Consider the following 23,120-nt stretch of genomic DNA (forward strand, 5'->3'; position numbering starts at 1 on the left):
CCCCGATGCTGTTGAACCAGATCTTCGCCAAGGACATCCAGCGCCCCATCGAAGGCGTCATCAAGGCCGACGACGCTGCACACCTGGGCACCGAGGTCGACGAGTACGTCCTGACGAACGAGGCAGCCAAGGGCCTCGAGCTCCTGCTTGAGGCCTACACCAACTACACCAACGCCAACGGTGTGTGGATCTCCGGCTTCTTCGGCTCCGGTAAGTCACACCTGCTCAAGATGCTCGCGCACCTGCTCGGCGACGTTGAGGGCCAGGACTTCGACCGCGGCCAGGTCTCGGAGAGCTTTCGCTCCAAGGCCACCGGATCGTTCCTGCCCGCGCTGCTGACCAAGGCCGAGCGCATCGCGGCCAAGAGCCTGCTGTTCAACATCGACCAGAAGGCCACCCTCATCACCAAAGACCAGGCCGACGCGCTGCTCAAGGTGTTCGTGAAGGTCTTCGATGAGAGCCGCGGCTACTACGGCAACCAGGGACACGTCGCCCGCTTCGAGCGCGACCTCGACACACGCGACCAGTACGAGGCGTTCAGGGAGGCCTTCGAGCGGATCGCCAAGATCCCGTGGAGCCAGGGCCGCGAGCAGAGCGCGCTGGAGGGCGCCTCGATCGACCGTGCCTTTGCCGAGATCAACGGCCAAGCGACCGACGGCATCATCAAGCAGTACCAACAGTCCTACGCGGTCTCCATCGAAGACTTCGCCGACGAGGTCAAGGCATGGCTCGACAAGCAGCCCGACGGCTTCCGCCTCAACTTCTACGTCGACGAGGTCGGCCAGTTCATCGGGTCCAACACCCACCTGATGCTCAACCTCCAGACCATCGCCGAAAGCCTCAATACCAAGTGCGGCGGCCGAGCCTGGGTCTTCGTGACCTCCCAGGAGGACATGGACAAGGTCGTCGGTGACCGCACCAAGCAGCAGGGCAACGACTTCTCCAAGATTCAGGCCCGGTTCAAGACCCGCGTCCACCTCACCAGCGCCGACGTCGAGGAGGTCATCCGCAAGCGTCTGCTCGAGAAGAACGACGCCGGAGCCTTCGCACTCCGAGAGATCTACGCCACCGAGTCGGCCAACTTCAAGACACTGTTCGACTTCGTCGACGGCGCGAAGAAGTACCGCAACTACACCGACGAAGAACACTTCGTCGGCACCTACCCCTTCGTCAGCTACCAGTTCCCGCTCTTCCAGGCAGCGATTATCGGGATCTCCGACCACAACGCGTTCGAAGGCCGCAACAAGCTCCGTCGGCGAGCGGTCCATGCTCGGCGTCGTCCAGGACGTCGCAAAGGTCGTCGGCACCGGCGAGCTCGGAACGCTGGCCACCTTTGACCGCATGTTCGAAGGCATCCGCGCCTCGCTGAAGGCACAGGCCCAGCAGCAGATCCTCGTCGCCGAGCGCAACCTCGACAACGAGCTGGCCATCCGGCTTCTCAAGGCGCTCTTCCTCGTCAAGTACGTCGAGAGCTTCCAGGCCACCGCCCGCAACCTCACCGTGCTCGTTTACGACCGCTTCGGGCTCGATCTGCCGGCGTTGGCCGAGGACGTCAAAGAAGCGCTCGCCGAACTGGAGCGGCAGACCTACATCCAGCGCAACGGCCAGGTCTACGAGTACCTCACCAACGAAGAGCAGGTTATCGAGGAGGAGATCAAGAACGTCGACATCGACGCCTCCGAGGTCAGCTCCCAGCTGTTCAAGGTCCTCTCGGTCGACGTCATCAAGACCAACAAGATCCGCTACGCCAAGAACGGCCAGGACTTCCCGTTCGGGTTCAAGCTCGACGACCAGGTCCACGGGCAGCAGAAGGAACTCTCGGTCCACTTCATCACGCCGGACTACCCCTACACCGCGGACGAGACCCGGATGCACAGCGCCGGAAAGGACGAGCTTCGGGTCGTGCTCGACCCCGACGACCGCGTGCTGACCGACCTGCGGCTGCTGCTCAAGACCGACAAGTACATCAAGCGCAAGCGCACCAGCTCGCTCTCCGCGATCGAAGAGCAGATCCTTCAGGGCAAGGCGACCCTCAACCGTGAACGCGAGAAGGAGCTCGCCCAGCGCATACAGGCCGCCGTCGGCAAGGCGGGGCTGATCATCAACGCCGCCGACGTCCCCGCCAGCTCGGCCGACGCGCTCGGACGAGTGACCGAGGGTTTCCAGGAACTCATCAGCCGTACATACACGCAGCTCAAGCTGCTCGGCGGCGTCACCTACGGCGAACAGCAGGTGGCGGGCGCCGCGAACCCTGACAGCGGGCTGTTCGATGCAGAAGCACTGATGAAGATCGACCAGGCCGCCCAAGAGGTCCTCTCGGCGATCCTGCGTAAGACCGGCCAGGGCGAGCAGGTCACCATGAAGAGCATCGTCGACACCTTCCAGGCCAAGCCCTACGGGTGGGACCTGGCCTCGATCGAGGTCATCGTGGCCTCTTTGGTCGGCGCCTCGAAGGTCACGCTGACAATGGATGGCAACGTCCTCAAGCGGACCGAGGTCGCCACCGCGTTGCGTAACACGCAGAAACACGGCCACCAGGTCATCGCGCCGCAGAGGACGTTTGACGAGCGCAAGGTCGCAAGCTTCCGCAAGTTCTGCATCGACTTCTTCGATGAGCCCAGCGCTCCGAAGGATCCCCTTGAGTTGGCCCGCCACGGCGCCGACAAGCTCAAGGGCAAGCTTGACGAGTTGCGAGCTGCAGTGAGCGTCTCGCGCTACCCGTTCGTCCAACAACTCAACGGCCCGATCGGCCTTCTGGAACAGGCGGTCGGCAAGAGCGACGATTGGTACCTCAACGACTTCAACCTCGGCGACGACCTCCTCGAAGCGAAGGACCACGTGATCGACCAGATCCAGTCCTTCGTCAACGGACCACAGCGGACGATCTACGACGACGCCGCAGCTCTCCTCACCACCCACACCAGCAACCTCAATTACCTGCCCTCCGGCAGCGATGAGGCCATCAAGACTGCGCTCGCCGACCCGAACGCCTTCCGTGGCAGCAAGATGACCCAGCTCAAGCAAGCCACCGACGCTTTGCGGGGCCAGATCGACAGTGTTGTCGCGGACAATCGCGCGGCGGTCGCCAGCACCCTGGAGAACCGCCGCGGCGAGCTCGCCGACACCGCGTATTACGCGGCCGCCACACCGGAGGCCCAGCAGCGCGCCGTCCAGCGGATCGACCAGACGCTCGCCCGGATCGGGACCGAGAACCAGGTCGCGCTCATCCAGCAGATCGGCTCGAACTTCGAGTCCAGCGAGTACCCGGGCCTACTCGACCTGCTCGCATCGTCGCCAGCCACTCCGAGCCCCGATCCTGAGCCGGTCAAGCAGACCGTCTCAGTGAAGACCGTCCGGGTGCCAGGTGCGTCTGGGGTCCTCGAGACCGAGGCAGACGTCGACAACTACCTGACCGCCCTGCGCAGCGCGCTCATTGAGACCCTGAACGACGGAAAGCGAATCACCCTCTGATGGAAACCGCACCGCTAAAGATCTTCGCGACCTGGGCACGGACCGCGCTCATCCGCGAGGTCACCGCCCGCATCGCCGCAGTGCTTGCGCCGGGCTCGTCGGAGCGGGTCGAGCAGGCCAAGGCTATCGCTGCACTGGAGAGAGCGGTTGCCGCGGCGGGAGGCGGCGACAAGGGCCGCGCTGCCGTCGCGGACAAGGTCGCCTACATCTGGTTCAACCGGATCGTCGCCCTGCGCTTCATGGACGCCAACGGGTACACCGGCATCGGCATCGTTTCTCCGCAGGCGGGAATTGAGATAGGCCAGCCCGAGATCTTGTCCGAGGCCAAACGTGGTGTCGTTGACGCCGAGGTCGCGAGCAAATTCACCCGAACGGCCGTCGCGGGACTTCTGGACGGCACTCGCGGAAGCGGCGATCCACAGGGCGAGGCGTATGCGCTGCTGCTGGCGGACTACTGCCGACACTGGAACAAGGCGATGCCGTTCATGTTCGAGCGTGAGGGTGACTACACGGAACTGCTGATCCCGGCGAACCTTCTCGCCGATGACTCCGTTCTCAACCGCGCGGTCAGGGTCCTGACGGTTGACGTCTGTAAGGACGTCGAGGTGATCGGATGGCTCTACCAGTTCTACATCTCTGAGCGTAAAGACGAGGTCTTCGCCGGGTTCAAGAAGAGCAAGAAGGCAGGCGCCGATGAACTGCCCGCTGCGACCCAGCTCTTCACGCCGCATTGGATAGTGCGCTACCTGGTAGAGAACTCGCTCGGACGGCTCTGGATGCTCAACCGACCGTCGTCCGGCCTCGCCAGCCAGATGGACTACTACATCGAGCCGGTCGGCGAGCAGACCGATTTCCTCAGGATCGGCAGGCCTGAGGAGTTGAAGGTCATCGACCCAGCCTGCGGTTCGGGGCACATGCTTACCTACGCCTTCGACCTGCTATATGCGATCTACGAGGAGGAGGGCTACGGCCCAGCCGATATTCCTGGTTTGATCCTCACTCACAATCTCAACGGCACTGAGATCGACCCGCGTGCGGGGGCGCTGGCCGCGTTCGCATTGACGATGAAGGCCCGTGCAAAGCAGCGAACTTTCTTCAACAAGCAGGTCGAGCCAGGGATCTGCGTGCTCGCCCCAATCGCGTTCAGCCCCAACGAACTTGACTTCCTCCTAACCAAGGGCGGCGACAAGCACGCCGAGGTCACCTTCTGGAACCAGTTCGCCGAAGCGGACACCCTGGGATCGCTCATCGAGCCCGATCCCGACATCACTGCTCGGCTCGCGCGCCACGTCGATGAACTCGACGACCGCGGCGACATCCTGCATGCGGATGTGCTGGAGTGGGCGCATCGAGCAATCACCCAAGCGAAGTATCTCGCTGAGAAGTACGCGGTTGTCGTTGCCAATCCGCCCTACATGGGGAGCGCCAACATGGGCTCCACCCTCGCCTCGTTCATGCAGGACGTGTTTCCCAGCGGCAAAGCCGACATCTACGCCGGATTCATTCTCCGAAGCAGAAGCCTCCAGGCAGACCTCGGCATCACTGCGATGGTTGTCGGCGACTCGTGGCTCTTCATCAAGAGCTTCGAGACGATGCGCAAGTGGATCTTGGACAACTACTCGCTCTCAAGCCTGCTGCACCTTCAAGACAGCTCGAAGCACTCAGACATCTTTGGGGCAAACGCTGCGTTCGTGTTGAGCGGACGCGATATGCAGCGTAGCGATCCAAGTCGTACGACCTTCTTACACCTGAACGCTCAAGGGTCCGAGGCGAAGGACCGCATCCTTCGCCGAGCAATCAGTGGCCATGAGACAACAAATGTCTACGTCGTGGACTCGGCGGAGTTTAGGAAGCTGCCGCTGACGTCCTATGCGTATTCGTTGCCTGCTCACTTGTGTGATCTCTTCAACGCCTCCCGAGTGAAGAGCATCGCCCACGTCCACCGCGGAATCTCGACTGGGAACAACGAGCGCTACATGCGATTCTGGTTCGAGGTTTCGCGTGAGACCATCAAGTTCGGCGCCAGATCCGCTGCGGACACCTCGGATCTCCGCTGGTATCCAGTAAATCGCGGCAGCTTTCCGGCCAAGTGGTATGGCTATGGGCCTGAGATCCTCGACTATCGGGCCGGCGGTAGCGCGATGATCGCAGCGTCCCGGGCGGGTTCCAATCCCGGGTTCCGCCACGACGGTTCGTCTGAGTACTTCAAGGAGACCATCACATGGTCCGCCATGGCTGCCGCGCGCCCCGAGTTCCGCCTGCTCCCTGCTGGGTTCGTCCTCGGCCACAAGGGCGCTGGGATCGGAGTGAGCGATGACTCGCGCAGATGGCTCCTAGGTCTGCTGAACAGTGCCCCTGCGACCGAAATCCTCCGACGGATCTCCGGGACGATCGACGTCCTCGTCGGACAGATCCAGGAGTTGCCGATTCCGCCGACCAGCGATCGGGAACGCATAGTTGAGTTGGTGTCTTGGCTCGTCGAGCACCAGAGGCGTCTGTTTGCTCAGTCAGAGGAAGTCGCAGAATTCGAACGCCATCCCTTGGTCGCGCACTGGGACGGCAGGCAGAGCCTGCGCGAAGCTTACCGCCGACTGGCACCGTCGTCAGATCGCCCTCGCGCATCAAGCGCAGGAAGCCGAGCAGGAGATCGACCTGCTCTTTTCCAAGGCGTACGACCTGCCGCCTACCGGAGACCGCGACGTCTCAGTTCCGACCACCGACGGCCTGGTCGCGGGGCTGGTGTCGTTTGCGGTCGGATGCATGCTGGGGCGGTTCAGCTTGGACGCGCCGGGGTTCGTTCTGTCCGATCAAGGTGCCACCTTCGCCGACTACATCGCCAAGGTCCCGTCGGCGAGGTTCGCGCCAGACTTCGACAACGTCCTGCCGATCGTTGATGGCGACTGGTTCGAGGACGACATCGTCGAGCAGTTCCGACGGTTCCTTCGGGAGGCGTTCGGCGCCCAACACTTTGAGGAGAATCTCCGATTCATCAACGAATCGCTCAAGGTCAAGCACCTGCGCGACTACTTCCTCACGAAGGCCGGTAGGTCAAGGTTCTACGACGACCATGTAGTTCGGTACAAGAAGCGCCCGATCTACTGGCTTTTCTCCAGTCCAAAGGGGTCGTTCAACGCCCTGATTTACATGCACCGCTACACGCCGTCGACCGCATCGACGGTCCTGAACGAATACCTCCGTGAGTTCCAAGCCAAACTCATGGCGAGCCTGGAGCACGCTGAACGGTCCAACAACGCGAGGGAGTCTGACCGACTACGCACGATCCTGCTGGAGCTCGACCAGTACGAGCATGACGTGCTCTACCCGCTGGCCTCACAGAACATCGCCATTGACCTCGACGAAGGCGTGAAGGCCAACTATCCGAAGTTCGGTGTGGCATTGAAGAAGATCGCTGGCTTGGAGGCGACCGAATGACCAATGTCGCAAACCTGATGCCTCACCTGGAACGACGATTTCGCGACCGCCGCGTCGTCTTCTGGCACGACCCGGAGGGTCAGTACGCGTCCGTCGTTGACAGCATCCCCCTGCCGGGTATCACAACGTTGCGCGTAGCAAACGACGAGTATCGCGATCAAGTACCGACTGCTCCAGGAGCAACCCGCCGAGAAGTTCTTGGTCTACCGATCAGGCCCAGTGCCCGCCGGCGTCGGGAACTGGCTCCTGGACCTTGAGCTGGCCTACGGGGTCTTCACCGCCGACCGGAGCTCCCTGGTCTCGCAAGACCTCGGTCTGACTGCCGAAGGCATCGACGCGGTCGTGGCGCAGCACGAGAAGTTCTTCAACGCGGGGAAGCGCGTCGAGACCCTCAAGGGGCTGCTCACGACCGAGGATGACGCGGCCCGCCTTCGCGCCAAGATGTCCGCGGTGGTGCTCGGGCAGAAGGAGCACAGCCTCCTTGAGATCATGCGGACGCTCTTGGTTGAGAAATCGAAGGGCCAGCACTCCAAGTACGACGCCCTCGTCGATCTGGAACTCGCGGACTTTCTCTGGCTCGGTGCGGCTTCGATCTATGGCTACGAGTCGACCGCACCAAGTGTCGACGACTTCGTCTTGTGGATGTTCCGCGCGGCTCTCGGAGGCTTCAAGTCCGACCGCCCCGGAGGGCTGCAGAACATCCAGCTCGACTTCGCCAGCTTCCGCAACGATCGCCGCAGCCAAGCTCGCGATGTCGACCCTAGCCAAGCAGGCATCGGCAGACCTCGACTACACGGCGACCATCGAGAACGCGACGTTCCGCGATCTCGTCGCCGATGACCTGTTCGAGGAGACCGACCGCAAGATCATCGCGGACCTTGCTCGAGCCGTCACGGAACAGACTGTCACCGCTCGTGAGGTCGGCCGAAGTCGTCCGGGCCCGCCAGAGCAGCGTGTGGATCGACGGTTACCGCCAGCTCTATGCGGCGATCGACGCCGCCGCCGACCTGCTGTCGCAGCTGAGCACAATCGACTTCACCATCTCGGCCTTCGACGAGGGACTTGAGCGCTACCGAACCGACTGGTTCCGCATCGACCAGCTCTACCGCCAGTTCACCTACGCCCGCCGCTCCTTCGAGGGACCGAGCCCACTGGACGCGCTGCGCGACCTGGTCGAGAAGACGCTACACCAACAAGTTCGTCTACGAGCTCGGCAACGCCTGGCAGAAGCAGGTCGACGCAGCAACCAGCTGGCAGTCGGTCGTCCTGCGCTCCCAGCGCTCGTTCTACGGCGACTACGTCGAGCAAGCTCGCTCCGCGAGGACAAGAAGGCCGTCGTCATCGTCTCCGACGCCCTCCGATACGAGGTGGCCGACGAGCTGCGTTCCCGCATCCGCCAGGAGGACCGATTCAACGCCGACCTCGATGCCGTCCTCGGCGTTCTGCCGAGCTACACCCAACTCGGCATGGCCGCACTCCTGCCGCACCGCACTCTGAAGCACTCCGCTGACGGCAAGACAGTGCTCGCCGACGGCCTGCCCACCAACGGCGTAGGTCCGCGCTCGAAGGTGCTTGAGACCGTGGGCGGCAGCGCCATCCAAGCCGAGGACCTTCCGGGCCCTGACCGCCGACGAGCGGCGGGACATGTTCAAGAACAACCGGGTTCTGTACATCTACCACGACGTCATCGACGCGATCGGCGACAAGCCGGGCACCGAGCGCCGGGTCTTCGAAGCCGCCGAGCTGACGCGCTGGCCGAGCTGGTGGACCTGGTCAAGAAGACCGCCAACGCCAACGCCACCAACATCTTCGTGACCGCCGACCACGGCTTCCTCTTCCAAGACGAGGCACTGCCCGAGCAGTTCTTCCTCTCCGAGAAGGCCCACGGCGACAAGATCCTCGTCTCCAACAAGCGCTACGTGCTCGGCCACGGGCTGAAGGTCGACGACGCCTTCACCACGTTCACCGCTGAGCAACTCAATCTCGACGGCGACATCGAGGTCCAGATCCCCAAGTCGATCCACCGCCTCAGGCTCGCCGGCGGCGGAACACGATTCGTCCACGGCGGTGCGACCCTGCAGGAGATCGTCGTACCGGTGCTCGTGATCAACAAGAAGCGCAAGAGCGACACACGCCTGGTCAACGTCAAGGTGCTGCCCGGACACCGACAAGATCACCACCGGCCAGCTGGTCGTGAAGCTGTTCCAGTCGGAGCCCGTCAGCGACAAGGTTCAGGCCCGCGTGCTGCGCGCGGGGCTGTACGTGGGGGAGACGCTGATCTCCAACGACCCGCCGCCCGAGCTGACCTTCGACTCCTCCTCGCCCGAGCAGCGTGACCGCTACCAGAGCGTCCAACTGCTGCTCAACAAGGACGCCAACGACTACAACAACCGCGCCGTCGAGCTCCGCCTCGAGGAGCTCATTCCCAACACGAACCAGTGGCGCGTGTACGAGAAGGCGATGTTCACGCTCAAGCGCTCCTTCACCTCGGACTTCGACTTCTAAGGGCGGCCGACATGACTGAAGAGACCGATCTCGACGTGATCGCCGCCGACCTCCTCGACGGCACCATCGAGGGGCAGACGGCAGACCAGACTCCCGAGCAGACGGCGCTCGACAAGAAGATCAACCAGCACTTTGCCGGCCTCGTAGTCCGCAAGGACCTCGTCAAGGCCGTCAAGGGCAACGCGATCGTGCCCTCCTACGTCCTGGAGTACCTCCTTGGCCAGTACGCAGCCTCCGACGACGAAGCCACCATCCAGGCCGGCATCGACTCGGTGCGCAAGATCCTCGCCGACCACTACGTCCAACGGAACCAGTCCGAGCTGGTGAAGTCGACGATCAAGGAACGCGGGCGCTACAAGATCATCGACAAGGTCTCTGTCTCTCTCAACGACAAGGACGATCGGTACGAGGCAGAGTTCTCCAACCTCGGCATCAAGGGAGTCGTCGTGGAGTCGGCCACGATCAACGCTCACCCCAAGCTCCTCGTCGGCGGCGTCTGGTGCATCTGCGACATCGACTACTTCCACTTCGACGACGCCCGCGTCGTCCCCTGGCAACTCGGCTCGCTGAAGCCGATTCAACTCTCGAACTTCGACTTCGACAGCTACACCACCTCGCGCCGTGAGTTCACCACCGACGAGTGGATCGACCTGCTGATCCAGTCGATCGGTTTCAACCCTGCCCTGTTCGGCCGTCGCGCCAAGCTCATCCAGCTCGTCCGCCTGATCCCGTTCGTCGAGCGCAACTACAACCTCGTCGAGCTCGGCCCCAAGGGCACCGGCAAGTCACACATCTTCTCGGAGTTCTCACCGCACGGCATGCTGATCTCCGGGGGAGAGGTCACCGTCCCCAAGCTCTTCGTAAACAACTCCAACGGTCGCATCGGCCTGGTCGGCTACTGGGACGTCGTCGCGTTCGACGAGTTCGCCGGCAAGAAGAAGCGCACCGACAAGGCTCTCGTCGACATCATGAAGAACTACATGGCGAACAAGTCGTTCTCCCGTGGGATCGAGACCCTGGGAGCCGAGGCATCGATGGTGTTCGTCGGCAACACGTCCCACAACGTCGCGTACATGCTCAAGCACTCCGACCTGTTCGACGAGTTGCCGGAGAGTTATCACGACGCGGCGTACCTCGACCGCCTCCACCACTTCATCCCGGGCTGGGAGGTCGACACCATCCGCGGGGAGATGTTCTCCGAGGGCTACGGCTTCGTCGTCGACTACATCGCCGAAGTCCTCAAGTCGATGCGCAACGCGGACTACTCCGACCGCTACCAAGAGCACTTCACGCTGGGCTCGGACATCTCCACCCGCGACCGCGACGGCATCCACAAAACCTTCTCCGGGCTGATGAAGATCCTCTACCCCCAGGGCGAAGCGACTAAGGAAGAGATCGCCGAGATCCTCCGGTTCGCCATCGAGGGCCGCAAGCGCGTCAAGGACCAGATCCTGCGAATCGACTCCACGATGGCTGAGGTCAAGTTCGGCTACCTCGACAAGTCCGGCGAGTGGCACGCGGTCACCACACTGGAGGAGGACGAGTACCCGGCCCACTACCACCAGCGGCGCATCGAAAGTGGTGAGGTCGAGGAGCCCGCCGAGGCCGCACCAGCCGAGTCTGCGCCGAAGCCCGAGCCCCTCTTCGAGGGTCACCGAGAGTTCCAGGAGAACCAGCGTGGCGTCTCCTACGAAACACTCCTGCTCCCATACCTGCACGGCGCCACCGAGATCACGATTACGGACCCGTACATCCGTCAATTCCACCAAGCGCGGAACCTCATGGAGCTGCTCGAAACGCTTGCAGTCGTCAAGGACCCGGCCGACGAGGTGAAGGTGTTCCTCGTGACGAGCGAGAACACCGACGGGCCAGAGAAGCTGCAGAAGCAGATGGAATTCCTGCTCCGCGTGAAGCAGGCCGCCGCGATCGCCGGCATCACCCTCGACGTGAAGTTCGACGCCACGATCCACGACCGCTCGATCGTCGCCAACTCCGGCTGGCGCATCAACCTCGGCCGCGGCCTCGACATCTTCCAGTTCGTCGCAAACGACGCCTTCGACCTTGCGGTGAAGCTCCAGAAGTACCGGCAGGTCAAAGCCTTCGGCGTGACCTACATCCACGAAGCCGAGGCAAGTGATGGCTGAGGTCAGCATCAACACGCGTAACAGCCGAAGCATGTCCGTGACGTCCGAGTGGCTAAAGCGCGCTGCCGCCGGAGGAGATTGACCCATTCCCTGATGACGACGATCACGGACCGGAACCACATCCCCGGGAAGCGACGGTGAACCGCCCTTCTTACCCGGACGGGACAGGCGCGGGCTCAATCACACGCACGACACTTCGTGAGGAGAAGCGCACGAACAGGCACGCTTGGAGTCCGGCGGCTCGGGACCAGTTCATCGGTCCCGAACCAGAACGCCAGGACCCTCTACCGTCGCACTCAAAGGCGGTCGCGACGTGCCGCGCAACACTGACGGATTCTTACCGCCTGTCACTCAACGCAGTCTCTGAAAACGAGACCGCTGGACAGCTTCTCAACGTCCTTACAGCGGTGGAGGTCACTGATGCACCCCCGAGCGCTCGACCCATGCGTGTCGTGCTGATGGGGCGGACGATGGCCGGAAAGAGCACCCTCCTCTCGACGCTCACCGCTGGCTCTGCGGACCGTATCGGGGTCGGCGCTCAACGAACGTCGCTCGACGTCTTCGCGGCGCCGGCAGTGGACTTGCGCTGACGTCGAGATCGTCGACACCCCCGGAGTGGGGGCCTTGGACGGCGCGGATGACGTAGCTCTCGCGATGGCTGAGGTCCCCGGGGCAGACCTCGTGCTGTGGGTCGCGAGCAACGACTCCTTCCAGGAAGAGACCGCACAAGCACTGCGCGCGGTGGCGTTCCGCGGCAAGCCCGTAGTTGTGGCATTGAACTGCCGCGCACCACTCGTCGACAACCTGGACCGCGACGACTTCCTCGAGGACCCGGACTCGGTGTTCGACCAGCACGAGGGGCACTTCAACACGATCCGTTCTCACCTCTCCGCTGCCGGCGTACGCCCCGTCGCCGAAGTGATGCTCCACGCCGAGGCGGCCCGCCAGTCGCGCTTGGACCGTGATTACGGTTCCGAGCTTCGCGAAGCGAGCCGATTAGACGAACTGCTTGCGAGCTTGGAACTTGAGAGCCGGGATCGCCGTACCGCTCGGCGCGTGCTGCGCGAGGCCGACGAAGTCCGCTCCCAGGCAGAGGCGTTGAGCGAAGCCCTCGCCACCGTGGAGCAACAGACCCGAGAGTTCGTCCATATTGCCCGCGGTATGCGCGAGGACCAGGAGCGGCGGACGGCACGCTTGGTCGATGCCTGCAAGCAGAGGATGGAGGACGACTTCATCCGCCTCATCGGTCGGCGACAGGGGTGGCACCAGAACGTCACCGACTTCGGCCCGCAAGTCTCCGAGGAGTGGGACAAGGAGCAGGGCGCTCTGGTTGCCGAACTCGATGAGGCGTTGAATGCCCGGCTTACCGCGCTGTCCCGAGCAGTCGGTGAGGCGACCGCCGCCGCCGAACGAGAATGGACGACGGCCGCTAGACCGAACCTGAAGGTGGGCGGGCTACGTGACTTCAGGGGACTGTGGAAACGAAAGGCAGCCGGCATCGTGGTCGGAGGAGGGGGAGCGCTCGCAGCAGCCGCTGTCGGTTTCGCCGTGGGAGGTCCTATCGGTGCTGTCATAGGAGGGGCCGGCTCACTGCTCGTAACCCCCCTGCGGAAGAAGGCCCAGGCTCTGTTCACGAGCAAAGCGAAGATCCTGGAAGCGAACCGCGAGCTCCTGCGGACCAAGATCGGCGAGGTTCTTCGCGAGCTGGAGAGTCAGATGCTGTCCACGGGGACCGACACCATCGCACGCGTCGCGGAGGAGGTTGCGCGGTCTTTCGCGCGCCGTGCAGAGTCCGAGGCCGCAGCGTTGACCGTCGCCGGCGTGATGGCGACTCAGCAGCAGGTGATCGACATCGCGATCTCCAAACTCGACCATGAGACGGTCGGCTGCCTCTTGCACGCCGACGGCAGACCTCGCCTGGCCGCGTCCGTAGAGAGGGTGACCCGGCTCCCCGGGGTCTGCACCGCGATCCAGGTCACTGACGAAGCTCTGGCCGAGGCATGGCTGTTCCCACCGTCCTCGCCCGAGGTTCTGACCTTCGGGCGCGCACCTTCTCCTGGCGTGCTGGGTGCAAACGCGACGTCTTACGTCCTCGGCCTGACCGAGGAGGTCCCCGCATCCATTCGCTGCCGTCCCGACCACACGGTTGTTACCACCAACGCCGCAGTGCCGGAGCCGGTGCTGGCTGCGTGGTCAGCGACTTTGTCTGACCACCTGGGCACCCAGGTGGAAATCGTCGGCCCGAGCGTCCAAAGGAGTTCCCCCGCATGACCGACATCCTGTTTCACTCCGCGCCCGCTGTGGCGCGCCACCTTTCCGAGAGGCTCGATGGGCTACTCGAGAACCTGCCGGCCGATGAGGGAGCGCGGCTCCGGCGGATGCTGCTTGTGGAGGAGCACGAACGGCCCCGGATGGTTCTCACCGGGCAGTACAGCAGCGGCAAGTCGACCTTGATCAAGGCACTCACGGACGAGGCCGCTCAGGTGGTGATCGACTCGGCGGTCGCGACCGACAAGGTTGAGGTCTTCGACTGGGATGGATTGGTGGACTTGGTAGACACCCCTGGAGTGCAAGCCGGTCTGCTCGGGCACGACCAGCTCGCCGAGGAGGCCCTGCGTACCGCCGATCTCGTGATGTTCGCCGTAAGCGTTGACCTGTTCGACGATCGCTCGGTCGAGCACCTGCGGCACGTCACCGAGGATCTGCGAAAGGCACCGCAGTTGCTTGTGGTGGTCACCAAGTGTCGAAGCCTCGTCGCGGCCGAAGGGGTGCGGGAGGCCGCGGTCCGTGAGGCTCTTGGCCGTTTCGCCGATCAGGTGCCGTGGGTTGAGTGCGACGCCAAGACCTATGTGGACGGACTGCATGAGGAGGACGCGTCGCGTGCGAGCCGCCGCATTGAGGCGTCGAGGATGATCGAGGTCAAGGACATGATCAACCGGATTGCACGGGATCGTGGTGACTTGGCGCGTTTCCGCGTGCCACTTCAGCAGGTCGCCCTCGTCGCCGGCGAGGCACTCGCCGTGCTCACTGATGACCCCGACGAGGAAGCAGTCCTGACTGTCCTCGCGCGCCAACGCGGCGCGCTCACGAATCGCCGTGGACTCCTGGACTCGGCTCTCGAACGACAGGCGACCGAGTTCCGAACCGCGTGTATCCGGGCAGCGGAGCACCTCGCCGACACGGCGGAGTCGATCGAGGAGTCTCCGAACCCCGACTGGTCCGAGCTCGATGCCGCCTCCGAGATGCTGAACGATGAGCTGAACTCGGCGAATCAGAGGTTCGTCGATGGGGTGCGCGCTGTCTTGGACTCACAACTTGCCGACTTCACGTCTGAGGTGCGCGAGATTGAGGCGTCGCCGTACGCCCACCAGTTGCTCGCGCTGGACGTCCAAGGCGACATTGAGGCGCAGATCGTCCCGGTCAAGCCGGGCGTGGTGCGCAAGCCGGGTCAAAAGCAGAAGCTTACGCGTCCCCGCTTGGGGTCCGAAGGCGACCGATCATCTGAAGAAGTTCCAGCAGGGCTGGGGTGCGGGCGACGGAATCAAGCAGGCAGCAGGTAGCAAGGGACACAAGATCGTCTACAACGCTGGGAAGCGCGTCGGTATCAAATTCAAGCCGTACCAGGCCGTGCGCTGGGCGAACAACATCGGCAAGGTCGCCAGGGTCGGAAGCGTCGTCCTTCCTGTAGCTCTTGAGGCGTATTCGGTCGTCAAGGAGGAGCGTCAGGAGGAGGCGGCCACGAAGGAGAAGATGCGTCGCCGAAACGCGCTGATTGGCGGCGTGCTTGCGCAGTGTGACGACATCGCGAGGACCACGCTCACCCAGGTTCGTGGCGAACTCGACGCCGAGTTTGGTGCCGCCCTCCGCGAGATCGACGAGGTCAACCAGTCGGTGCGCGACAACCAAGCGTCCCGAAGTGACCTGGACCGCGAAATTAGCGCGATCCAGGTCGAGGCCCAGTCGATGCTCGATCGACTCAGCGTGCCTGTGCTAGAGCCGTGAGCCTTCGCGATCCGAAGGTCGTCCTCCATGGGATGGGCCACCGACGCTGTCGGCCCTCATCAATAGTGTGGCCCGATGCCCGCCCCGAATGACGGAGACGCCCCCGGCGTCAATTCAGAGAAGCGGATGAAGCTCCGCTACGCCGGGCTCTGCCGACGCTGCGGGACGGAATTGCCAGCACGGGCCGAAGCCATCTACGAGCGGAAGACGAAGACCGTGCGCTGCGTCGAGTGCCCGACCAAGGTGCAGGGCGTCGCGGAGTTGCACCAGGTCAAGGCATTGGCAGTCGACGCACCGCCCGAGGAGGTTGGCATCGCTGGATCGTCGGCACGCCGAGAGTACGAGCGACGCAAGGCCAAGGACGAGGAGCAGCTCCGCCAGAAGTGGGGAAAGCTCGGCGGCATTGCGGTCGCGCTGTCCGACGAGAAATTGAGTACAAAGGCGTGGGCGAAGGGCGCGATCGGCGAGGAACGCCTTGGTGCCCGGCTCGACTCGCTCGTCTCGGCGTCGTTCGCGGTCCTGCACGACCGGCGCATCCCAGGCACGAAGGCCAACATCGACCACATTGCCATCACGCCTGCCGGCATCTGGGTGATCGACGCGAAGCGGTACAAGGGTCGGCCTGAACTGAACATCGAGGGCGGCATCCTACGTCCCCGCGCCGAGAAGGTCATGGTTGGTCGACGCGACTGCACAAAATTGGTCGACGGGGTGCTGAAGCAGGTCGACCTGGTCCGCGAGGTTGTGGACGACCTGCCGGTGACCGGAGCGCTCTGTTTCGTAGAAGCCGATTGGCCGTTGATCGGTGGAGCTTTCGCAACCCGGGGGGTTCACGTCCTATGGCCGAAGCGACTCGCGAAGTTCCTCTCTGAGACGGGCGAGGGAGTCGTCGACGTCGCGTCGGTGCGCGAGGATCTAGCGTCCAGATTTAGGCCTGCGTGAGGCCGGGGGGCGTCCCGACTACTATCTCGCGGGCTTTTTCGGCATCGCGTAGGCCTCGTGAAGAGTGTCAAGTTCGTGGTCGAGTCGCGCGTGTTCTGGCCAAAGGCCTTCCAGCCGTCTGAACTCCGCGTCGTGTCCCTGTCCGGGCGTTAGGTGATGGCAGAGCTCGTGCCAGATGAGGTACTTGAGCAGGTCGTCCGAGATCTGCGTCTTCGGTGCCTTGAGCGCGAGGTTGATGCGGATGACCGGCTTGTCGCGTGCCCTGGCGCCCTTGCGCCAGCTCCAATAGCCCCACACGGCTTGGACGTCTCGGCGTGTCCAATCGATCTCGGGTAGCTCGTCAGCGTCGAGCCAGCCGTCGTACGCTGACTCAGCGGCAAGCAGTGACACGCCGGCCTTGACGGTCTCCTTGAACAAGCCCTTGAGGTTCCGGTTGGAATCTCTGCGGAGGGTCTTGGAAGGGATGGCATCGGGTTTCGGCACGGACTCGGGTCGGGCGCCCGAATCGATCACCTTCAGCTGCGCGAGCACTTCTTGCTCGACGGCTTCGATGAAGAACTGAAGGCTGGGATAGAGGCTGCGCGCGAGCGACGACTCGTACTCTTCTCGGAGCACTGCAACGCGCTCCAGCTCGGAGAGCCGGCCCGCCGCGATGAGTTTGCGTGCCGTCGCGACCACGTCGACCGATGCCTCAAGGGGAACGAAGGGCGGCGCTCCGATATAGGACTTGCAGTAGTCGACGAAGGCGGCGACTTCATCGTCAAGCGGTGCCGGAGGAGGGACGTCGTCGAAGAAGGACATCGCAGTCGTGCCGCGCTTGTCTCTTGGGTCGGTGGCCCATGTGGCGACATCCGTCCAAGCTAGAGCCGCGTGTTCGAAGACGGGAATGCGTCGTACGTCGAGGTCGTAGAAGCCGATGAGGCGGCTGCTCGTCAGCGTGGCTGTAAGACCGTCCCTGCGGACTCGAGCCTCCATGGCTCGGGAAATACTGCGGATCAGATCGGTACCCACCTCGGTCTCACCATCCTCGGCGAGGATCGGAGGCAGTTCGTGCTCCCCGACGCCTTCGCCTGCTCCGGTGGGGCTCGCAGGTACATCCGGGATATCGGCCGAGCTGAGGATGCTGACCGAACTGAGGAGACCGCCGTCTTCGCGCCAGCTATCCACGAACTCAACGACGTGTGCTTCGGGATCACCACCCGCACGCACGCCACGTAGCACGCGGCCGACCATCTGCCGCATCACAATGTGGCTCGCGGTTGGGCGGCACAAGAAAGCGGTGCGGGCCGACGGGATATCGACGCCTTCGAGGAGCATGCCGACGCTGACAAGGACCTGCGGTTCAGTGGCCCGTCGAAAGAGATCCAGAACAGCAGCACGGTCAGTGCCCGCCGCACTGTGGACTACGTGCACTGCGACCCCGGCGTCGCGGAAGGCGTCCACGAGCGAGTCTGCGTGGGCGGTGTCACAAGCAAAGGCAAGGGTCTTACCCCACACCTGTTGGCGGTCCACCCACTGCTTCACAACGAGGTTGTTACGGCCCGCGCGGTCAAGCTGTCGCGCCACCCGGGGAGGTACCTCACGGCCAGATGCGAGTCGCTTCAGATCGCTCGCACTGACGTTCACTTGCTCTGTCGTGGCTACGGTGTGGATGACGGGGCGAGCCAGATCGCCCTTCGCGACGAGTTCCGCGGTTGCTACTGATACGAGCTCGCGGGCGAAGGTCTGCCGGAGTTTGGCGGTCTGCCCAGCACCCGCGGGCCACGGGGTGGCGGTTAGCCCGACCAGCATCAACCCGCTTCCGACCTCCCAGAGGAAATCGACCAGCCGTTGGTAGGTCGGTGAGACGGCGTGATGAGCCTCGTCGATGACCACGACTGTCGGGCCGGTGAGGAACGCCCGGATTGTTGCCTTCGACTTTCCGTCGAACTGCTGTCCGATCAGCGACTGCCGCGTCGTACAGACCACGTCGACGTCTCGATCCGCGAGGGCTGAGGCGCTACCGGCCTGTCCGTGCACCGCCCTGAGCCGTCGGCGGAAGCCAACCGGGGCCGTTCTGGCATGCTCCCGGAACTCCCGTGCTGCCTGGTTGACGAGCTCCTGCTGGTCGGCGATCCACAACACGCGCAACTTGGAGCGGCGCTGCAGCTCGCCGATGATCCAGGTCACCATGGTGGCTGTCTTGCCACCGCCGGTCGGGATGACGATCAGCCCGGAACGATGTCCGCCGGCCGAACGCAGTCGATCCAGCTCCCGCCACGCGTGTGCCTGATGGCTGTACGGGGTATGCCGCGCCTTGGCGTCTTCGCCGACCAGCTCCATTACGGACGCCTTGGCCCTCTGAGTCGCGCCGCCGGGGCCGACTGGGTGCAGGACAGCCTCCTTGTGGGCGGCAACAAATGCTGACCACAGATTTGCGACGAAGCCGTCCGTGCGATTCCGCGTCAGCAGAAAGTCGAGCCTCTCCTTCCGGGTGGTCAGAGAGTTGTAGCGGTTGACCATGCCGGTGAGGTTCGCCAGGTCCTCGGCGCTTGCCATGGGGAGCCAGCCAAGGCGGAGTGTGTCGGTTAGCTCGAATCGCAGTGCGGTCCTGGGTGGTCGGCCGAGAACGCGCTCCGCGTTCCGCCGGAGCTGCTCGGGCGTTAGTGACGAGACGCTCTGCGCTTGTTCCGGCGGGCCGAACTTCGTGTAGGCGGCCCTGAGGAGCTTGCGGATCAAGGTCTCATCGACGAGGTTCCACGAGAATCGCGCGGACCGCCGATGGTCAGCCATGCTCGGGTCCTTTGTACGCCGTAGCCCAAGCATCGAGGACGGTGCGTAGGTGCATTTGGCGGTGTGGGATGTGCGGAAGTGCAGCACCCGCGCCTGCAGGAAGGCGTATTTGCATGCCGTCGGCGCCTATCCGCGTCGGCGCTTGAAGGGGCGTGGCAGCGGTGCGGGAGTCGTGCGTCGTCGTAGGACCGGTGCGTCCGAAGCGGCAGCTTGGGCACTCCAGGTGGAACCACAGCTGGTGCACTCCCGGTTGTAGCCGGGGTGCACGCAGCCGACCCAGCGCACCCAGTCTGGGTCGCCTGTCATCACATCCGGTCCGGTGGGCAACCCGATGACCAAATGGGTGATGTCGCCCGATCCACAAGTCGGGCAGATGCCGCGCGGGACGTCGTACGGCTCAGGTTCCAGGTCGTCCGGGGGAAGCATCATTGATCAAATGTAGAGGAGGGGACCGACAGAATCGGGCGAAAATGGACCTGGTTCGAGCCTCAATCGCCGGCGTCCATCATGTTGAAAACGCGGACCTGGCCGAGGGCCTGCTGCAAGGCACTTATGAGTTCGGCGTCACTCATGGTCGAGACGTCAGGCGACTCCTCTTGGGCGAACCGATCTCGGGTGAATGGGCCGAGTTCATTCACCGTGTCCGCGCATGAGCGAGCCAACTCCATCACGCTCATTGGGAAGTCGTAGACGAATCCGATGCTCCCGTCATTGCCGTGCACATTGACATCAAGAGAACTTGCGGCCCCGTCGTCATCCCACACCTCATCAACGCCCATTGGCCTGGCGAAGAGGAACATCAGCAAGGTCTCGATGTCACCGACGTCGTCGATGTCGACGCCGCTGAGAAGATCCGCAGTGCTGTCGAAGCCGGTTGAGAATCGGGTGTCCTTCACTCCGCAATCCTCCCATCGGGGTCCGACAGATTCGGGTCAATGCGGACGTGCGACCTCAGTTGCCCGCAACGTTCGATAGCACCCGGAATCGCCTGTGTAATTCCTGAGGTCGCGGGTTCAAATCCTGCCAGGAAGCAGGCGTCAGAGCCGGACCGACGAAGCACCGCCCTGCCGTTTCTGTCGGTGGTCGCAGCGATGATCACGGCGATCGGACGAACGAACCCTAGGAAGGACAGATGACGCAGGACCGAATCACTCATGCCGATCTCGATTGGTGGCTCGTACGAGCTGAACGAACTCGAATGGATCTTCGCCAAGACCCACGCCGGGACCGCGCCGCACCATTACGTGGTCGAGAACCGCACGGCTGGCATGACGCACGAGGACATGGTCCGTGCAGCGCGGGTGATCCACACGTTCGGGCAGCCGGGCAAGTACTACTCGTTAACGAAGATCTATCTGTTCAGTCCCGACGGCAGGTGCCGCTGGTGGACCGAGGACAGGCACTTCACAGACACGACGCTGGTGAACCGGGCGACGACCGAGCTCTTCTACGGGGTCCAGAACGCGCAATCGACGATCAGCGGCATCGAGACGCCATTCGACGCCATCGCGACGACCTGGGACGCCGAGCACCCGATTCCAGATGGAGAGTCAGAACGTGTGAAACAGCTCCTCGCCGGCGTCCGGGGCACTTACCCGCCGCATGTGCTGGACATCGGTTGCGGGACTGGTCGCGTGCTGGACCTCGGGCTTGGCGCGCCGGATCGGTACGCCGGCGTGGACTCCAGTCAGGCAATGCTGAACCTGCTGCTGCGTAAGCACCCGAAGGCGGCAGCCGTGTACCCCGTCGATGTCCGGTCAGCGCTTCGCACCGGCGAGTTCACGCCGGGCCAGTTCGACTGGGTCTTCCTTGACTCATCCGTGGAGTTGAGCGCACCGGAGCGAGAGCAGGTCGAGCAGATCGCGCGGGTAGCGGTGATCGTCGTGGACGAAACCGAGTGGACAGTCAGCGATGTCTCGAAGACCTCGGTTCAGCGAATCCTCGCCGAACACGGCCACGCCTCCACCTGACGTCAATAGGATCCAGTTGATGACCCTGGACACCCGATCTGCCGAACTGACGCGGAAGCTCGTCATCAGCGACGCCCTTTCCGGCGAGTTCTTCGTACCCTCGTACCAGCGCGGGTACCGCTGGGGTGCACCAGAGGTCGTCAAACTCCTCGACGACATCAATACCGACGTCATCGCGGTGTCCGTGCCGCGGAGCTACTACCTGCAACCTATCGTCGTCATGTGGAGGGAAGCCGCTGGCAACTGGGAGTTGATCGATGGGCAGCAGCGACTCACGACGCTGTACCTGATTGTGAAGTACCTGCGGGACAGCAACTGGCTGCCGCGCGCAAAGGTCAACTACTCCCTGGCGTACGAGACAAGGGAGAACAGTCGCGAGTACCTCGACACTCTCAACCCCGCACTCCGTCACTCGAACATCGACTTCCACTACATCTACTCGGCATACGAGGCGATCGGGAAGTGGTTCGAGGAGCAGCCCGACTCTGAGGGCGCAGCCATCAACATGCGCAAGGCCTTGGCCGAGCATGTCCATCTGATTTGGTACGAGGCTCCGGAGGGCACGGACAAGAACGAGTTGTTCAGGCGCCTGAACGTCGGTCGGATTCCCCTTACCGACGCTGAGCTCATCAAGGCTCTGGTGCTGTCCAAGATCGGCGCCGACGGCAGCCGTCCCGAACGCCAAGAGCAGATCGCCGTTCAGTGGGACAGCTTCGAACGCGACCTGCGGGACCCAGAGCTTTGGGCGTTCATCACCGGCTCGGCCTCAGAGTGGCCGACCCACATCGACTTGCTCTTCCGCGCGATGGCCGGCAGCACCGATGGCAAGGAACAGCACAGGTACTGGGTCTTCGAGGAGCTCAGACCCAGGATCGAGAAGGCTCCCTCCGAGTTCTGGCGAGACGTCGTACGCATGCATGGACTCATCACCGGGTGGTTCCATGACCGGACGCTCTATCACCTGATCGGCTTCCTGATCGCTACCGGAGATCGGTACGAGTTCGAGCGGATCGTCGAACTGGCCGGCGGCTCCACCAACAAGGCGTTCAGGTTGGCCCTGGTCGAACGCATCCGTGCTCGCATCGGGCTAACCCGCACTCGCCTCGGCGACCTCAACTACGAGCTGCATCGCGACGCCTGCCAGCAACTCCTCCTGCTGATGAATGTGGCCACGGTCCTCGGACCCGACGACATGAGAGAGCGACGCACACAGCGTTTCTCTTTCCACGACCATGCAGGGGGCAGCTGGTCCGTGGAGCACATCCACGCGCAGAACGCTGCGCCATTGACCAGAGCCGAGCAGTGGAAGACCTGGCTCCACCTGCACCGGCAAAGCCTTTCAGCGGTTCCGGGGCGCACCGAGGCGGAAAACGGCGAGCTGTTCGATCGAATCGACGCGACCATTCAGTCGATTGACGCGCGAGCGGTCGGCATCGCGGAGAAGTTCCGGAAACTAGAGGACGAGATCCTCGCCGCCTTCGCGGCGACCGGCGACCCGGTGCTCGGCGACGACGTGCACCTGCTGCCCAACCTCGCGCTTCTCGACCGCGGGCACAACAGCGCGCTCGGCAACTCCGTCTTCGAAGTGAAACGGCAGGAGATTTTGCGCCTCGATCGCGAGGGTGCCTACATTCCGCCGTGCACTCGCAACGCCTTCCTCAAGTACTACACCGAGGACGCTGATTCGCAGCTCCACCTGTGGGGTCCCCAGGACCGCGAGGCGTACTACAACGAGTTGCGCAGCGTCGTCGAGCCCTACCTCCTCCCCGAGCCCGATGAGGCGGTCTCATGAACAGGGCGACGGATGGATTCGTGAGGACCTACCGCGGCATCTTTGGTGGGCCCGATGGCGAGAGGCCATCGATCAAGAGCATCGAGATCC

Annotated in this window: 16 protein-coding genes and 1 pseudogene; 14 read left to right on the plus strand and 3 right to left on the minus strand. The window is 63.4% G+C overall.

Annotated elements, in window-relative coordinates; all coding sequences use genetic code 11:
- The first annotated feature begins 5 nt into the window (after nucleotides 1-5).
- From brxC (V9G04_15430) to V9G04_15485, 12 genes and pseudogenes are all read left to right on the plus strand, one after another.
- On the plus strand, nucleotides 6-1,337 hold the full coding sequence (gene brxC / locus V9G04_15430; GenBank protein MEI2714641.1) for a BREX system P-loop protein BrxC: 1,332 nt from the start codon (nucleotides 6-8) through the stop codon (nucleotides 1,335-1,337).
- Nucleotides 1,267-3,471, plus strand: a complete 2,205-nt coding sequence (gene brxC, locus V9G04_15435) for a BREX system P-loop protein BrxC (GenBank protein MEI2714642.1) — start codon at nucleotides 1,267-1,269, stop codon at nucleotides 3,469-3,471. Before brxC (V9G04_15430) ends, brxC (V9G04_15435) begins: the two co-directional genes overlap by 71 nt.
- Nucleotides 3,471-6,059: pseudogene (pglX, locus tag V9G04_15440) on the plus strand (BREX-1 system adenine-specific DNA-methyltransferase PglX). The gene brxC (V9G04_15435) and the pseudogene pglX overlap by 1 nt, the downstream one beginning before the upstream one ends.
- Before the next feature lie 151 nt (nucleotides 6,060-6,210).
- The gene (locus tag V9G04_15445) at nucleotides 6,211-6,903 is read left to right on the plus strand and encodes a class I SAM-dependent DNA methyltransferase (protein MEI2714643.1); all 693 of its coding nucleotides are present in this window, start codon (nucleotides 6,211-6,213) and stop codon (nucleotides 6,901-6,903) included.
- A gap of 219 nt (nucleotides 6,904-7,122) precedes the next feature.
- Entirely contained in the window at nucleotides 7,123-7,743 is a 621-nt protein-coding gene (locus tag V9G04_15450) for a hypothetical protein (protein ID MEI2714644.1), read from the plus strand.
- 74 nt (nucleotides 7,744-7,817) lie between these two features.
- Nucleotides 7,818-9,239: a BREX-1 system phosphatase PglZ type A gene (gene pglZ, locus V9G04_15455; GenBank protein MEI2714645.1), complete on the plus strand. Its 1,422-nt coding sequence runs from the start codon at nucleotides 7,818-7,820 to the stop codon at nucleotides 9,237-9,239.
- Entirely contained in the window at nucleotides 9,166-9,408 is a 243-nt protein-coding gene (locus V9G04_15460) for a hypothetical protein (protein ID MEI2714646.1), read from the plus strand. Before pglZ ends, V9G04_15460 begins: the two co-directional genes overlap by 74 nt.
- Nucleotides 9,409-9,419: 11 nt before the next feature.
- Nucleotides 9,420-11,552 (plus strand): BREX system Lon protease-like protein BrxL, encoded by a 2,133-nt coding sequence (gene brxL / locus V9G04_15465; protein ID MEI2714647.1) that lies wholly within the window; start codon nucleotides 9,420-9,422, stop codon nucleotides 11,550-11,552.
- A 654-nt stretch (nucleotides 11,553-12,206) separates the two neighbouring features.
- Entirely contained in the window at nucleotides 12,207-13,823 is a 1,617-nt protein-coding gene (locus tag V9G04_15470; GenBank protein MEI2714648.1) for a hypothetical protein, read from the plus strand.
- Complete coding sequence (locus V9G04_15475) at nucleotides 13,820-15,112, plus strand: GTPase domain-containing protein (GenBank protein MEI2714649.1); 1,293 nt, start codon at nucleotides 13,820-13,822, stop codon at nucleotides 15,110-15,112. Before V9G04_15470 ends, V9G04_15475 begins: the two co-directional genes overlap by 4 nt.
- Nucleotides 15,113-15,125: 13 nt before the next feature.
- Nucleotides 15,126-15,554, plus strand: a complete 429-nt coding sequence (locus V9G04_15480) for a LeoA/HP0731 family dynamin-like GTPase (GenBank protein ID MEI2714650.1) — start codon at nucleotides 15,126-15,128, stop codon at nucleotides 15,552-15,554.
- Between the two features lie 75 nt (nucleotides 15,555-15,629).
- On the plus strand, nucleotides 15,630-16,496 hold the full coding sequence (locus V9G04_15485; GenBank protein MEI2714651.1) for a nuclease-related domain-containing protein: 867 nt from the start codon (nucleotides 15,630-15,632) through the stop codon (nucleotides 16,494-16,496).
- 21 nt (nucleotides 16,497-16,517) lie between these two features.
- On the opposite strand, the gene V9G04_15490 is transcribed toward V9G04_15485, so the two are convergent.
- The 3 genes from V9G04_15490 to V9G04_15500 all read right to left on the minus strand — a co-directional run bounded on the left by V9G04_15490 (nucleotide 16,518) and on the right by V9G04_15500 (nucleotide 20,164).
- Complete coding sequence (locus V9G04_15490; GenBank protein MEI2714652.1) at nucleotides 16,518-19,268, minus strand: DEAD/DEAH box helicase family protein; 2,751 nt, start codon at nucleotides 19,266-19,268, stop codon at nucleotides 16,518-16,520.
- Nucleotides 19,269-19,394: 126 nt separating this feature from the next.
- On the minus strand, nucleotides 19,395-19,697 hold the full coding sequence (locus V9G04_15495; GenBank protein MEI2714653.1) for a hypothetical protein: 303 nt from the start codon (nucleotides 19,695-19,697) through the stop codon (nucleotides 19,395-19,397).
- A gap of 59 nt (nucleotides 19,698-19,756) precedes the next feature.
- Nucleotides 19,757-20,164, minus strand: a complete 408-nt coding sequence (locus tag V9G04_15500; GenBank protein ID MEI2714654.1) for a hypothetical protein — start codon at nucleotides 20,162-20,164, stop codon at nucleotides 19,757-19,759.
- 348 nt (nucleotides 20,165-20,512) lie between these two features.
- Between V9G04_15500 and V9G04_15505 the strand changes: the two genes are divergently transcribed.
- Both V9G04_15505 and V9G04_15510 read left to right on the plus strand, forming a co-directional pair.
- Nucleotides 20,513-21,238 carry a methyltransferase domain-containing protein gene (locus V9G04_15505; GenBank protein ID MEI2714655.1) on the plus strand — a complete coding sequence of 242 codons (726 nt, stop codon included), beginning with the start codon at nucleotides 20,513-20,515 and terminating at the stop codon, nucleotides 21,236-21,238.
- 19 nt (nucleotides 21,239-21,257) lie between these two features.
- Nucleotides 21,258-23,030, plus strand: a complete 1,773-nt coding sequence (locus V9G04_15510) for a DUF262 domain-containing protein (protein MEI2714656.1) — start codon at nucleotides 21,258-21,260, stop codon at nucleotides 23,028-23,030.
- The last annotated feature ends 90 nt before the right edge of the window (nucleotides 23,031-23,120 follow it).

This window comes from Nocardioides sp., assembly GCA_037045645.1.
GTDB lineage: Bacteria > Actinomycetota > Actinomycetes > Propionibacteriales > Nocardioidaceae > Nocardioides.

Bases quoted from the DNA above. Each gene is read 5' to 3' on its own strand.
- brxC (MEI2714641.1), top strand. From the start codon at position 6: ATGCTGTTGAACCAGATCTTCGCCAAGGACATCCAGCGCCCCATCGAA.
- brxC (MEI2714642.1), top strand. From the start codon at position 1,267: ATGCTCGGCGTCGTCCAGGACGTCGCAAAGGTCGTCGGCACCGGCGAG.
- brxL (MEI2714647.1), top strand. From the start codon at position 9,420: ATGACTGAAGAGACCGATCTCGACGTGATCGCCGCCGACCTCCTCGAC.
- V9G04_15470 (MEI2714648.1), top strand. From the start codon at position 12,207: ATGGCTGAGGTCCCCGGGGCAGACCTCGTGCTGTGGGTCGCGAGCAAC.
- V9G04_15475 (MEI2714649.1), top strand. From the start codon at position 13,820: ATGACCGACATCCTGTTTCACTCCGCGCCCGCTGTGGCGCGCCACCTT.
- V9G04_15485 (MEI2714651.1), top strand. From the start codon at position 15,630: ATGCCCGCCCCGAATGACGGAGACGCCCCCGGCGTCAATTCAGAGAAG.
- V9G04_15490 (MEI2714652.1), bottom strand. From the start codon at position 19,268: ATGGCTGACCATCGGCGGTCCGCGCGATTCTCGTGGAACCTCGTCGAT.
- V9G04_15495 (MEI2714653.1), bottom strand. From the start codon at position 19,697: ATGATGCTTCCCCCGGACGACCTGGAACCTGAGCCGTACGACGTCCCG.
- V9G04_15510 (MEI2714656.1), top strand. From the start codon at position 21,258: ATGACCCTGGACACCCGATCTGCCGAACTGACGCGGAAGCTCGTCATC.